This window comes from Streptomyces sp. ERV7 (assembly GCF_001653515.1).
Lineage (GTDB): Bacteria > Actinomycetota > Actinomycetes > Streptomycetales > Streptomycetaceae > Streptomyces.
In genome coordinates, this window is sequence record NZ_LYOY01000029.1 from 1,675,524 (window position 1) to 1,687,414 (window position 11,891).

General features: G+C 74.5%; 11 protein-coding genes and 1 pseudogene. 5 read left to right on the plus strand and 7 right to left on the minus strand.

Annotated elements, in window-relative coordinates; translation table 11 throughout:
- Nucleotides 1-3 precede the first annotated feature (3 nt).
- The 4 genes from nadC to A8W25_RS13815 are packed head-to-tail and all read right to left on the minus strand — an operon-like array spanning nt 4 to nt 4,626.
- Nucleotides 4-1,014: a carboxylating nicotinate-nucleotide diphosphorylase gene (gene nadC, locus A8W25_RS13800; protein ID WP_067160458.1), complete on the minus strand. Its 1,011-nt coding sequence runs from the start codon at nt 1,012-1,014 to the stop codon at nt 4-6.
- A 2-nt stretch (nt 1,015-1,016) separates the two neighbouring features.
- Complete coding sequence (locus A8W25_RS13805; RefSeq protein WP_067160461.1) at nt 1,017-2,747, minus strand: L-aspartate oxidase; 1,731 nt, start codon at nt 2,745-2,747, stop codon at nt 1,017-1,019.
- Nucleotides 2,744-3,730, minus strand: coding sequence for a pantoate--beta-alanine ligase (gene panC, locus A8W25_RS13810; RefSeq protein WP_067160464.1), 987 nt, complete (start codon nt 3,728-3,730; stop codon nt 2,744-2,746). The genes A8W25_RS13805 and panC overlap by 4 nt, the downstream gene beginning before the upstream one ends.
- Nucleotides 3,727-4,626 (minus strand): Rossmann-like and DUF2520 domain-containing protein, encoded by a 900-nt coding sequence (locus tag A8W25_RS13815; RefSeq protein ID WP_067160467.1) that lies wholly within the window; start codon nt 4,624-4,626, stop codon nt 3,727-3,729. The genes panC and A8W25_RS13815 overlap by 4 nt, the downstream gene beginning before the upstream one ends.
- Nucleotides 4,627-4,741: 115 nt before the next feature.
- Here A8W25_RS13815 and A8W25_RS13820 point away from each other — a divergent pair, with 115 nt between their 5' ends.
- The 3 genes from A8W25_RS13820 to A8W25_RS13830 all read left to right on the plus strand — a co-directional run bounded on the left by A8W25_RS13820 (nt 4,742) and on the right by A8W25_RS13830 (nt 7,381).
- Nucleotides 4,742-5,956 (plus strand): threonine aldolase family protein, encoded by a 1,215-nt coding sequence (locus A8W25_RS13820; protein ID WP_079126005.1) that lies wholly within the window; start codon nt 4,742-4,744, stop codon nt 5,954-5,956.
- An 82-nt stretch (nt 5,957-6,038) separates the two neighbouring features.
- Nucleotides 6,039-6,296 (plus strand): hypothetical protein, encoded by a 258-nt coding sequence (locus A8W25_RS35575; protein WP_067160470.1) that lies wholly within the window; start codon nt 6,039-6,041, stop codon nt 6,294-6,296.
- A complete protein-coding gene (locus tag A8W25_RS13830) occupies nt 6,293-7,381 on the plus strand; it encodes a DUF5937 family protein (RefSeq protein ID WP_067160473.1) in 1,089 nt (362 codons plus the stop codon). Before A8W25_RS35575 ends, A8W25_RS13830 begins: the two co-directional genes overlap by 4 nt.
- A gap of 290 nt (nt 7,382-7,671) precedes the next feature.
- Here A8W25_RS13830 and A8W25_RS13835 read toward each other — a convergent pair whose 3' ends face one another.
- The gene (locus A8W25_RS13835; RefSeq protein ID WP_067160476.1) at nt 7,672-8,646 is read right to left on the minus strand and encodes a quinone oxidoreductase family protein; all 975 of its coding nucleotides are present in this window, start codon (nt 8,644-8,646) and stop codon (nt 7,672-7,674) included.
- 121 nt (nt 8,647-8,767) lie between these two features.
- On the opposite strand from A8W25_RS13835, the gene A8W25_RS13840 reads away from it, so the two are divergent.
- Nucleotides 8,768-9,082: an ArsR/SmtB family transcription factor gene (locus A8W25_RS13840; RefSeq protein WP_067160479.1), complete on the plus strand. Its 315-nt coding sequence runs from the start codon at nt 8,768-8,770 to the stop codon at nt 9,080-9,082.
- A 48-nt stretch (nt 9,083-9,130) separates the two neighbouring features.
- On the opposite strand, the gene A8W25_RS13845 is transcribed toward A8W25_RS13840, so the two are convergent.
- Together A8W25_RS13845 and A8W25_RS13850 are read right to left on the minus strand one after the other, a co-directional pair.
- Nucleotides 9,131-9,802: a response regulator transcription factor gene (locus A8W25_RS13845; RefSeq protein WP_067160482.1), complete on the minus strand. Its 672-nt coding sequence runs from the start codon at nt 9,800-9,802 to the stop codon at nt 9,131-9,133.
- A gap of 65 nt (nt 9,803-9,867) precedes the next feature.
- Nucleotides 9,868-11,085: a sensor histidine kinase gene (locus A8W25_RS13850; RefSeq protein ID WP_067160485.1), complete on the minus strand. Its 1,218-nt coding sequence runs from the start codon at nt 11,083-11,085 to the stop codon at nt 9,868-9,870.
- 116 nt (nt 11,086-11,201) lie between these two features.
- Between A8W25_RS13850 and A8W25_RS34355 the strand changes: the two are divergent.
- Nucleotides 11,202-11,891, plus strand: a pseudogene (locus A8W25_RS34355) (SAM-dependent methyltransferase); the annotation flags it as partial.

Below are 11,891 nucleotides of genomic sequence, written 5' to 3' on the forward strand. Positions count from 1 at the left end.
CGGTTACTCCGCCTCGCGCAGATCGAGGCCGATGTCGAGGATCGGGGAGGAGTGGGTGAGCGCGCCGACCGCCAGGTAGTCCACGCCCGTCGCCGCGTACGCCGCCGCGGTCTCCAGGGTGAGGCGGCCCGAGGACTCCAGGAAGGCGCGCCCGGCGACGAGTTCCACCGCCGTCGCGGTCTGCTCCGGGGTGAAGTTGTCCAGCAGGATCAGGTCGGCGCCCGCCTCCAGGACCTCCCCGACCTGGTCGAGCGTGTCGACCTCGACCTCGATCGGCACCTCCGGGAACATCTCCCGTACGGCCTTGAAGGCCTCGGCGACGCCGCCCGCGGCCACCACGTGGTTGTCCTTCACCAGCGCCGCGTCGGAGAGCGACATACGGTGGTTGACGCCGCCGCCGCAGCGCACCGCGTACTTCTCCAGGGCGCGCAGCCCCGGCGTCGTCTTCCGGGTGTCGCGCACCTTCGCGCGCGTGCCCTCCAGGGCGTCCGCCCACGCGCGCGTGGCGGTCGCGATGCCGGACAGGCGGCACAGGATGTTCAGCGCGCTGCGCTCGCCGGTGAGCAGGTCGCGGGTGCGCGTGGTGACGCTCAGCAGCTTCTGGCCCGCCTCGACGCGGTCGCCGTCCGCGACGTGCCGCTCGACCTCGAACTCCTCGGTGCACACGATCGACAGGATCGCCTCGGCGACCCGCAGGCCCGCGACCGTACCGGCCTCGCGCGCGGTGAAGTCGCCGGTGGCCACGGCGTCTTCGGGGACGGTCGCCGCGGTCGTCACGTCCACACCGCCGTCGAGGTCCTCCTCGATGGCGACGTGCGCGATGTCCTCGACCTGCACGGGGTCCAGGCCCGACTCGGCAAGGAGCGCGGCCAGCGAGGGGTCGAGGCCGCACTCGTACACGTCCTCGTCGCCGCAGCCGCAGTCGTCGCCGCAGCCGCCTCCGCTCGCGGGGACGCCGATCTGGATCAGCGGTACGTCCACCGGCTCGGGACGGTGTTCGTCGGGGGTGCTCACGGTTACGGCTCCCTGGGGGCGTCGGCGACTGTCGGGGGGAAGTCTGCGGAATCGGTACGGCGGACGTCGAGCGTACGGTCCGGCGTCACCCGTACGACGAGGTGGCGGTGCCAGTCCTCGTCGTCCCGGTCGGGCCGGTCCTCGCGCCAGTGGCAGCCGCGGGTCTCCTCGCGGGCAGCGGCGGCGGCGACCAGCACGCGCGCGACGAGCAGCAGGTTGGTGGTCTCCCACGCGTCCACACCGGGCTCGGCGGCCTTGCGCTCGTCGGCCCCGTCGGCGTCGGCCCGGATCGCCTCCAGGCGGGCGGCGGCCCCGGCGAGGCTGTCGGCGGAGCGGAGCACTCCCGCGCCGTTGGTCATGATCCGCTGGATCTGGATACGGGCCTCGGGGACGAGGAGCGGGCAGGTGGGCGCGTCCTCGGGGGCCTCGGCGGCCGGGGAGGCGCTCTGCACGCGCGCGTGGCCGCCCGCCGCGATGTCGGCCGCGATGCGCTCCGCGAAGACCAGGCCTTCGAGGAGGGAGTTGGAGGCGAGCCGGTTGGCGCCGTGGACGCCGGTGCAGGCGACCTCGCCGCACGCGTACAGGCCCGGCACCGTGGTGCGGCCGTGCAGATCGGTGCGCACGCCGCCGGAGGCGTAGTGGGCGGCCGGGGCCACCGGGATCGGCTCGGTGACCGGGTCGATGCCGTGGGCGCGGCAGGCGGCCAGGATGGTGGGGAAGCGCCGCTCCCACATCGTGGCGCCGAAGTGCCGTGCGTCCAGGTACATGTGCTCGGTGCCGTTGGCCTGCATCTGGCGGGTGATCGCCTTGGCGACGATGTCGCGCGGGGCGAGCTCCGCCAACTCGTGCTGCCCCAGCATGAAACGGGTGCCGGAGCCGTCGACGAGGTGGGCGCCCTCTCCCCGTACCGCCTCGGAGACCAGCGGCTGCTGGCCCTCGGAGTCGGCGCCGAGGAAGAGCACCGTCGGGTGGAACTGGACGAACTCCAGGTCGGAGATCTCGGCGCCGGCGCGCAGCGCCAGGGCTACGCCGTCGCCGGTGGAGACCGCCGGGTTGGTGGTGGCGGAGAAGACCTGACCCATGCCGCCGGTGGCGAGCACCACGGCGGGGGCGTGGACGGCCCCCACGCCGTCGTGCTGGCCCTCGCCCATGACGTGCAGGGTGATGCCCGCGGTGCGGCCGTCGTCGTCCCTCAGCAGGTCCAGTACGAGCGCGTTCTCGATGGTCCGCACCGCCCGCTCGCGGACGGCCTCGACCAGCGCGCGCGAGATCTCGGCGCCGGTGGCGTCGCCGCCCGCGTGCGCGATGCGGCGGCGGTGGTGGCCGCCCTCGCGGGTCAGCGAGATCACGCCGGAGTCGTCGGTGTCGAAGTGGGCGCCGGTGGCGATCAGCCGCCGCACCGCGTCCGGGCCCTCGGTGACCAGGGCGCGCACCGCGCCCTCGTCGCACAGGCCCGCGCCCGCCACCAGCGTGTCGTCCAGGTGCTGTTCGGGGGTGTCGCCCTCGCCGAGGGCCGCCGCGATGCCGCCCTGCGCCCAGCGCGTGGAGCCGTCGTCGAGCCGCGCCTTGGTCACCACCACGGTGGTGAGCCCGGCGGCCGTGCAGCGCAGGGCCGCGGTGAGACCCGCCACGCCCGAGCCGACGACCACGACGTCCGCGTCGATGGCCCAGCCCGGGGCGGGCGCGTCCAGCCGTATGCCGGTCCGGGGCGGACCGTCGGTCGTCCTGGTCATGCGGGGGCTCCGAAGTTCAGCGGGATGTTGTCGATCAGGCGGGTGGTGCCCACGCGCGCGGCGACCGCGAGGACCGCCTCACCGGCGAAGCCGTCCCCGGCCTCGTCGAACGTCGCCGGGTCGACCAGCGCCAGGTAGTCAAGGGCCAGCGGCGGCTCCGCCTTGGCGGCCTCGTCCAGGACGCTCTGCGCGGCGGCGCGCACGACCGCGGGGGACGGGCCGGCCGCCTCCACCGCGTACGCGTCGGCGGCCGCGCGGGCCTCGCCGATCCGGGAGAGCGCGAGCGCGCGCCCGGAGGAGGCGTGGGTGGCCGCGGCGCGCGCGAGCAGCGCGTGCTCGGCCGTGAGCCGGTCGCGGGCCGCGAACAGCGCGCGCGACAGGGCGAGCGCGGTGGTGCGGTCGGCCGGTGAGAGGTAGCGGTTGCGGCTGGAGAGGGCGAGCCCGTCCGCCTCGCGGACCGTGGGCACGCCGACGATCTCCATGGGGAAGTCGAGGTCGCGTGCCATGCGCCGGATCAGCGCCAGCTGCTGGGCGTCCTTCTGCCCGAACAGCGCGAGGTCGGGGGCGGTGAGGTGGAGCAGCTTGGCGACGACGGTGAGCATGCCGTCGAAGTGGCCGGGGCGGGAGGCGCCTTCGAGGCGCTCGCCCATGGGGCCGGCGGTGATGCGCACCTGCGGCTCGCCGCCGGGGTAGACCTCGTCCGTGAAAGGCGCGAACACGGCGTCGGCGCCCGCCTGCCCGGCCAGCTCGACGTCGGCGTCCAGGGTGCGCGGATAGCGGTCGAGGTCCTCGCCCGCGCCGAACTGCAGCGGGTTCACGAAGACCGTGACGACGACCTGGCCGCCGGGACCGACGCTCTCGCGCGCGGTGCGCACCAGCGTGGCGTGCCCCTCGTGCAGGGCGCCCATGGTCATGACGACGGCGCGGCGGCCGGTGCGCTCCAGGGCGGCCAGCTCGGCGGCGGTGCGGACCAGAAGGGTCATCGGTTCTCTCCGTCCGCGAGCACGCCCAGCAGGTCTTCGGCGAGTTCGGGCTTCAGCAGGCCGTGGGCGAGCGCCCGGTCGGCGGTCGTACGGGCCATGGCGAGGTATCCGGCGACGGTGGCGGGGGCGTGCTTGCGCAGCTCGGCGACGTGCGCCGCGACCGTGCCCGCGTCGCCGCGCGCGACGGGGCCGGTCAGGGCCGCGTCGCCGGAGCGCAGCGCGTTGTCGAGCGCCGCTCCCAGGAGCGGGCCGAGCATCCGGTCGGGGGCGGCGACGCCGGCCTTCCGCAGCAGCTCCATGGACTGGGCCACCAGGGTGACCAGGTGGTTGGCGCCCAGGGCGAGGGCCGCGTGGTAGAGCGGGCGGTTCTGCTCCTCGATCCACTCGGGCTCGCCGCCCATCTCGATGACCAGCGCCTCCGCGGCGAGCCGCAGCTCCTCGGGCGCGGTGACGCCGAACGAGCACCCGGCCAGGCGCTGGACGTCGACGCCGGTCCCGGTGAACGTCATCGCGGGGTGCAGGGCCAGCGGCAGCGCGCCCGCGCGCGTGGCGGGCGCGAGCACGTCCGTCCCGTACCGCCCGGAGGTGTGCACGAGCAGCTGGCCGGGGCGGATCGCGCCGGTCTCGGCGAGGCCCTCCACCAGGCCCGGCAGGGCGTCGTCGGGGACGGTGAGCAGCACCAGGTCGGCGGCGGCCAGCACCTCGGCGGGCGGCACCAGGGGCACGTCCGGCAGCAGGGCGGCCGCCCGGCGCACGGAGGCGTCCGACACGCCGGAGACCGCCACCGGGCGGTGCCCGGCGAGCTTCAGCGCGGCGGCGAGGGCAGGGCCGACCCGGCCGGCACCGACGACTCCGACGGCGAGGCGGGCTGGGCGGGTCTCTGGTTGTGCGTTCACGCGGCGGGGCCTTCCGTTCCAGTCCGCGAGGGGTACCGGACGATTTCCCCGTCATGCTACGCCCAGCCCCCATAACCCCTGTGGTTGTCCACAGGCTGTGGGTGATGATCGGAACATGGAAGATCAGCAAGGTCTGGAAGACCAGCACGGTCAGATCGGGAACGAACCGGGCGAGAGCGGCCCGAGCGGCGAAGGCGGCGCGCAGGACGCGCGCCGGCGCAGGGTGGCGGCGTGGCGCGCCTCGGAGCGCACCTTGTGCCGGATGCCCGGTGAGTTCTCCATGGGCGAGCGGCTGACCGCGCTCGCCGCCGACGCGGGCGAGGTCTACGACACCACCGGGATGCCGGACTTCTACGGCGACGGTGTGGTCGCCGAGCTGGAGCGGCGCACCGCCGGCCTGCTCGGCTTCCCGGCGGCGGCGTTCTTCCCGACCGGCACCATGGCCCAGCAGGCCGCGATGCGCGCCTGGGCCGGGCGCACCGGGAACTCCACGGTGGCGCTGCACCCCCTCGCCCACCCCGAGGTGCACGAGCGGCGCGCCTTCGGCACGGTGAGCGGGCTGCGCACGGTCCACCCGACGACCGCGCCCCGGCTGCCCACGGCCGAGGAGGTACGGGACTTCGAGGAGCCGTTCGGCACCCTGATGCTGGAGCTGCCGCTGCGCGACGCGGGGTTCGTCCTGCCCACCTGGCAGGAGCTGACCGACGTCGTGGAGGCGGCCCGGGAACGGGATGCGGTGGTGCACTTCGACGGCGCACGGCTGTGGGAGTGCGCCGTGCACTTCGACCGCCCGCTGGAGGAGATCGCCCGCCTCGCGGACAGCGTCTACGTGTCGTACTACAAGACCCTGGAGGGCCTGTCGGGCGCCGCGCTCGTCGGGCCCGAGTCGCTGGTCGACGAGACCCGCACCTGGCGCCACCGGTACGGGGGCCAGCTCTTCCAGCAGTATCCGGCGGCCCTGTCGGCGCTGGTCGGCATGGACCGGGTGCTGCCGAAGCTCCCCTCGTACGTCGCCCACGCGCGCGTGGTGGCCGAGGGGCTGGCGGACGGCTTCACCAAGGCGGGCGTGCCGTGGTTCCGGATCAATCCGGAGGTGCCGCACACCCACCAGTTCCATGTGTGGCTGCCGTACGGGGCGGACGCCCTGGACGACGCCGGGCTCGGCCAGTCCGAGGAGACGGGCGTGACGCTGTTCCGCCGCTGGTTCCCCGCGCCCGCGGGCCCGCCCGGGCTCTCGTACACCGAGCTGACGGTGGCGGAGCCGGCCCTTGAGTGGTCGGCCGAGGACGTACGGGACGCGGTGGCGGAGTTCGTACGGAGGCTGGACTAGAGGCCCCGGGAGGGACCCTCAGTGGCAGGCGGGGGTGCGGGGGTGAGGGCAGGAGGCGGCCGAGGGCGGCGCGCAGCCGGCCGTGGGCGAGGCGGCCGGAGAGGACCGCTTCGAAGCGCCGGTAGTCACGCAGTTCGCGCAGGGTGCGCACGTCGTGCTGCCCCGGCAGTGGGGGCGTCGGCTCCTGGAGCTGGGCCGCGCGGTAGGTGTCGAGCATCTGTTGCTGGATGGCGTCCATGCATCCAGGCTGCGCCGCTCGCGGCCGTCCGTCGCGCCGATTGACCAGGGGCGTCAAATGACGGGGGCGCTGTCGGTGGTGCGGTGCACCATGGGCGCATGAGCGTGTGCATCGACATCACGGGCCTGCCCCCGGAGCGGATCGCCTTCGGGCCCTCTCCCCTGGCGGAGCTGGGCGCCGCCCTGCACGCCCTCTCCGAGCCCGCGCACCACGCCCGGCTGCACGGCTGGACCACCAGTACGGCGGCCGGTCTCAAGCCGGAGCTCGCCGACCGGCTGCACGAGGCGGACTTCCTGTGGCGGTCCACCCGCTCGGACATCCTGCTGCCCTCGCACCCCCGCGAGACGCTGGCCGAGGAGCTGGACGACCTCGACCGGATGGACGACGAGAAGTACGTGGCGGCGGCGCTGGAGATCTCCTGCGCGAGCCTCTACAACGCGGGGGCGCCGTCCCCGCTGGTCGACGCCCGGATGCGGGAGCGGGCCCTGGACCTCGCCGCCGCGCGCGGGCCGCGCCAGGCCGCCTTCGTGAAGCGGATGCTGGTCGACCCGCCGGGGGCGCGCGCGTGGATACGCAGGCTGTTCGAGGACTGCGACGCCGCGTTCTTCGGGGACACCTGGCAGCGCGTACGGGTGCAGCTGGCCGCCGACGCGCGGCACAAGACGGAGCTCCTCAGGCGCAGGGGTCTCGCGGAGGCGGTCGCGGCGGTCTCCCCCTCCATCGCCCTGGAGCAGGACGAGCGGGGCAGCCGCGTCGTCGTGGACAAGCTGACCCACGGGCGCACGAGCGCGGCGGGCACGGGGCTGACGTTCATCCCCACCGCGTTCGGCTGGCCGCACCTGTTCGCGCTGCACGCGCCGGGCTGGCAGCCGGTCGTCCAGTACCCGGTCCCGACCGGCGAGTTGGGCGGCGCGGCGCCGGTCGACGTGGTGAAGGCGCGGCTGGAGGCGGTCGCGCACCCCATGCGGATGCGGCTGTGCCGGAGTCTGGCGCGGGGGGCGTATACGACGAGCGAGCTTGCCGACGCGTACGGGATCTCCGCGCCGGAGGTGTCGCGCCATCTCTCCGTGCTGAAGAAGGCGGGGCTTCTTACGACGCAGCGGCGTGGGCGGTATGTGCTGCATCAGCTGGATGTGGCTGTGGTCGCCCGGCTGGGCAGCGACTTCCTGGAGGGGGTGCTTCGCTGAGGCCGTGCGGGGTTGTCCTTCGACCGCGGGTGCGTGGGGGCGCGCCGTAAGGGCCCGGTGTTCGTCTGCGGGCCGGTGGTGGGTCGCTCGCGCAGTTCCCCGCGCCCCTGAAGGGCCCGGAGTTCGACTGCGGGTGAGTGGGGGCTGGTCGCGCAGTTCCCCGCGCCCCCAGGGGCGCGGGGTTGCCGCACCACGCGGTCTCAAGGGCGCCTCACCGGCCTCATCAACGACAGCGCACCCGCGCCGCCCCGAAGAGGAAGCAGGGCGCCCACACGGCCCGCTCCGCATCCTCAGCCCACCCTCAGCAGCAGCTTCCCCGTAGACGTGCGGCCCTCCATCAGGCGGTGGGCCTCCGCTGCCTCCGCCAAGGGGAATTCGGCGGTCACCGGCAGCTTCACGCTGCCGTTCGCCGCCAGGGCGAACGCGCGGCCGGCCAGGTCGCGCAGGGCCTCCGGAGCGTCCGCCGCCAGGCTCAGGACGGAGAAGCCCGCGACCGAGCGGGCGGCCGGGTAGAGCTCGGGCTGCCCCACCTGCCACGGGCCCTCGCCGCCCGCGTTCCCGTACGAGACGAGCCGCCCGAACAGGGCCAGCGCGTCCAAGCCCTGACGCAGCGTCCGGCCGCCGACCGGGTCCAGGACGAGGTCCACGCCCCGCCCGCCGGTCGCCCGGCGCACGTCCTCGGGGAAGGAGTCGGTGAGGAACGCGTCGTCGTACCCGTGCTCGCGCGCGTAAGCGGCCTTGGCCTCGCTGGACACCACTCCGTAGACGGCGCCCGCGCCCGCGAGCCGGGCGAGCTGCCCCACGGCCGTGCCGACGCCGCCCGCCGCACCCTGGACCAGGACGCTCTCGCCGGGCTGCAGCCGCCCCACCTCGTGGATCAGCGCGTGCGCGGTCGGCAGGACCGTGGGGAGCGTGGCGGCGGTCCGCGGGCCGACGCCCTCGGGCACCGGGAAGACGGCGGCGGCCGGGACGACGGCGACCTCCGCGTAACCGCCGCCCTCGGCCATCGCGGCGACCTCCTGCCCGACCGCGAGCCCCTCGACGCCCGCGCCGAGCTCCCGTACGCGCCCGGAGACCTCAAGGCCCGGCACGAACGGCAGGGACCGCACCCGGTAGCCCTCCGAACGGGCCTTCACCTCGGCGAAGTTGACCCCGGCGTAGAGGACGTCGACGGCGACCTCACCGGGGCCGGGCCGGGGCGCCCCGGTCTCCACCAGCCGCAGTACTTCCGGACCGCCCAGCTCGCTGACCTGAATCGCACGCATGACGTGGGGCCCCCTCGGCACCTAAAGTGTTCAATGAAAGTCGAACACTCAGGAGTGTACGACCATCATCGAACACTCGGCAAGGGCGCACCGCCGGGCCCGGCCAGGAGGAAGGACACCGATGACCCATCGCGCGGCACCCGAACACACCCACCCCGACAAGGTCCCCCTGATCACGGCCCTGGACGCGCTCGGCGACCCGGTCCGCCTCCAGCTGGTGCGCGAGCTGGCCCAGTCGCGGGAGTGGACGCGCAGCTGCGGCTCCTTCGACGTGCCGGTACGCAAGGCGGCGCTGAGCCACCACTTCTCGGTGCTGCGCGCGGCCGGTCTCGTCGAGCAGCGCGACGACGGTCCCAAGCGGGTCAACCGGCTGCGCCGCGAGGAGTTCGACGCGCGCTTCCCGGGGCTGCTCGACCTGGTCCTGCGCGGCGACTGAGGGCGTCGAGCGCGGCGACCGAGCGGCGCCGGGGGCCCGAACGGCGGCTCAGAGCCCGCCGGCCCGCACCAGCCCCGACTCGTACGCGAGGACGACCACCTGCACCCGGTCCCGCAGCCCCAGCTTCGTCAGGATCCGGCCGACATGGGTCTTCACGGTGGCCTCCGAGAGGACCAGACGCGCCGCGATCTCGCCATTCGAGAGGCCCTGCGCGACCAGCAGCATGACCTCGCGCTCGCGCTCGGTCAGCTTCTCCATGGCGCCGCCGGGGCCCCGCTCCTTGCCGGTCGTCGGCAGCATGGGGGCGAACCGGTCGAGCAGGCGCCGGGTGGTGGAGGGCGCCACGACCGCGTCGCCGCTGTGCACCGAGCGGATGGCGCCAAGCAGTTCGGCCGGCGGCACGTCCTTCAGCATGAAGCCGCTGGCACCCGCCTTGAGGCCGGAGAACGCGTACTCGTCCAGGTCGAAGGTGGTCAGGATCAGCACCTTGGGGTGCGTCTCGGCGGAGCAGATCCGGCGCGTCGCCTCCACCCCGTCGAGCCGCGGCATGCGCACGTCCATCAGCACCACGTCCACGGCGGTCGCGCGGAGGATCTCGATCGCCTCCGCGCCGTCGCCCGCCTCCGCGACGACCTCCATGTCCGGCTGGGCGGCGAGCACCATCCGGAAGCCGGTGCGCAGCAGCACCTGGTCGTCGACGAGCATCACGCGGATCGTCATCGGGTCCCTCTCCATCACGACGTACGGGAATTTCGGCGTACGGGAAAACCTCGGGCGTACGGAACCTACTGGGCGGGCTTCAGCGGCAGCAGGGCGCTGATGCGGAAGCCGCCGCCCGGCCGCGGCCCCGCGTCCAGAGTGCCGCCCACCATGCCGATGCGCTCGCGCATGCCGATCAGACCGTGCCCCTGGCCGTCGGCGCCGCCGTCCTCGTACATCTCGTGCGCCGCCCCTCGCCCGTCGTCCTCGACCAGCAGGCCGAGCCCGTCGTCGAAGTAGACCAGGCGGACGCTGGCGCCCGCCTCCGGGCCGCCGTGCTTGCGCGTGTTGGTCAGCGCCTCCTGCACGATCCGGTACGCCGTGAGCTCGACGCCGCTGGGCAGCGGGCGCGGGGTGCCCTCGATCTTGAAGTCCACGGTGAGCCCGGCCGTACGCACCTGCTCGACCAGCTCCTCGATCTGCTCGACGTCGGGCTGCGGCACGTACTCCCCCGCCTCCCGGTGCTCGCCCGTGCGCAGCACGCCGAGGAGGCGGCGCATCTCGGCGAGCGCCTGGCGCCCGGTCATCGAGATGGTCTCCAGGGCGATCTTCGCCTGATCGGGCGCGCTGTCCATCACATACGCGGCGCCGTCCGCCTGGACCACCATCACCGAGACGTTGTGGGCGACGACGTCGTGCAGCTCGCGGGCGATCCGGGCGCGCTCGGCGGCGACCGCGACCTTGGCCTGCGCCTCGCGCTCCTTCTCCAGGCGGGCGGCGCGCTCCTCCAGCTGGGCGAAGTACGCCCGGCGGGTGCGCATCGAGTCGCCGAGGACCCAGGCGAGGAGGAACGGGACCGTCATCACGACGACGAAGAAGATCGTCTGCCCCGGGCTGGTACTGCCGTCGGCGCCGTTGTCGCTGTAGTCGGGCCAGCGCACCATCGCGATCACGGCCGCGAGCAGCGAGCCCGCCAGGGCGAGCCGCGAGGCCCAGCGCTCGCCGACGGCGGCCGCGGTGTAGATGGCGACCAGCATGGCGAAGTCCGCCACGTTCGGACTGACGTCCAGGGCCAGCTGGGCCAGGCCCAGCAGGGCCGCCAGCACCACCGTCTTCTCGGGGGCGCGGCGGCGCAGTGCCACGACGGCGCTCAGGCCGACGGCGATCAGCAGGGCCGCCGCGGTCGAGCCGTGGCTCACGCCACCGGACACGAGCGACATGCCGGAGATCCCGAGGAGGAAGACGGCCCAGAGGGTGTCGACCGCGGTCGGGTGTCTGCGGATGAAGTCGTAGAGGCGCTGCACGTAACCCAGCGTAGGGATGCCGGATCGGTGCAAGGGTCAACCGGAGGGTCGATCCGGGTCGCCCGGGCGTACTCCCCAAGGTGGAGGGCCCCTAGCCTTTTGCTGTGAATCACGAGGTGAACGAAGACGGCGGCGGCGCGTGGTCGGGCTGGCGGGCGGCGACCGAGCGGGCCCTGTACGGCCCCGGCGGCTTCTACCTCCGCCCCGAGGGCCCCGCAGGCCACTTCCGTACCTCCGTCCACGCCTCACCGCTCTTCGCCCAGGCCGTGGCGCGGCTCCTGGAGCAGGTGGCCGGGGAGCTCGGCGGCGGCGAGGTCGCGTTCGTCGACATGGGCGCGGGGCGCGGGGAGCTCGTGACGGGCGTACTGGCCGCGCTGCCCACCGGATTCCCCGTACGGGCGTACGCCGTGGAGCGCGCGGCGCGTCCGCCCGGGCTCGACGGGCGGATCGCCTGGGTCGCCGAGCCGCCTTCCGGTGTCCGCGGCCTCCTGTTCGCCAACGAGTGGCTGGACAACGTGCCGGTGGACGTGGCCGAGGCCGACCCGGACGGCGTCCCGCGCGAGGTCCTGGTCCGCCCCGACGGCACCGAACGCCTCGGCGCACCCGTCTCCGGCGAGGACGCGCGCTGGCTGGAGCGGTGGTGGCCGCTGCGGGAGCCAGGGGCGCGGGCGGAGGTGGGGCGCGCGCGGGACGAGGCGTGGGCGGCGGCGGTGTCGACGCTGTCGGCGGGCCTTGCGGTGGCGGTGGACTACGGCCATGTGGCGTCCGCCCGCCGGGGGAAACACCCCCGGCCGGGGATACTGTCG